The organism is Variovorax glucosi, from assembly GCF_051216695.1.
Classification (GTDB): Bacteria; Pseudomonadota; Gammaproteobacteria; order Burkholderiales; family Burkholderiaceae_C; genus Variovorax.
This window is the reverse complement of record NZ_JBPJZE010000075.1, coordinates 482-1496: the sequence shown is the minus strand read 5'-3', so window position 1 is coordinate 1496 and position 1015 is coordinate 482. Positions and strand designations below refer to the sequence as shown.

Annotated in this window: 1 protein-coding gene; it reads left to right on the top strand. The window is 61.1% G+C overall.

The genetic code is table 11. The features are described 5' to 3' along the window. Window positions 1-119: 119 nt before the first annotated feature. Window positions 120-1015: recombinase RecA (gene recA, locus ACSFA3_RS22985; protein WP_435507766.1), on the top strand; the 896-nt coding region annotated here is incomplete at its 3' end.

The window sequence follows — 1015 nt, the reverse complement described above, 5'->3', positions numbered from 1 at the left end:
AAAAAATGAGTTTGCGCCAACCTATGAGCCTCTACACTACTGTTCAAGCATCCAGCCTGTAGTTAAAAGCAGATCGGATGAAACCCAACACAAACCGTTGATTTTCAAGGAGTTTCCACATGGACGCAGTCGTCAAGGGCGCAAGCATCTCGGTCGCCAACAGTGAAAAGGCCAAGGCCCTGCAGGCCGCGCTGGCCCAGATCGAAAAGCAGTTCGGCAAGGGCACGATCATGCGGCTCGGCGAAGGCGAGGCGCTGGAAGACATCCAGGTGGTCTCCACCGGTTCGCTGGGCCTGGACATCGCGCTGGGCGTCGGCGGCCTGCCGCGCGGCCGCGTGATCGAAATCTACGGCCCTGAATCGTCGGGCAAGACCACGCTCACGCTGCAGGTCATCGCCTCTATGCAGAAGCAGGCCGGCACCTGCGCCTTCGTCGACGCCGAACATGCGCTCGATGTGCAATACGCCCAGAAGCTCGGCGTGAACCTGTCGGACCTGCTGATCAGCCAGCCCGACACCGGCGAACAGGCCCTGGAAATCGTCGACTCGCTGGTGCGCTCGGGCGCCGTCGACCTGATCGTCATCGACTCGGTCGCCGCGCTCACGCCCAAGGCCGAAATCGAAGGCGAAATGGGCGACTCGCTGCCCGGCCTGCAGGCCCGCCTGATGAGCCAGGCACTGCGCAAGCTCACCGCTACCATCAAGAAGACCAACTGCATGGTCATCTTCATCAACCAGATCCGCATGAAGATCGGCGTGATGTTCGGCTCGCCCGAAACCACCACCGGCGGCAACGCGCTGAAGTTCTACGCATCGGTGCGCCTGGACATCCGCCGCATCGGCACCATCAAGAAGGGCGACGAAGCCATCGGCAATGAAACCAAGGTGAAGGTGGTGAAGAACAAGGTGTCGCCCCCATTCAAGACGGCGGAGTTCGACATCCTGTTCGGCGAAGGCATCAGCCGCGAGGGCGAGATCATCGACATGGGCGTGACCGCCAAGATCGTCGACAAGTC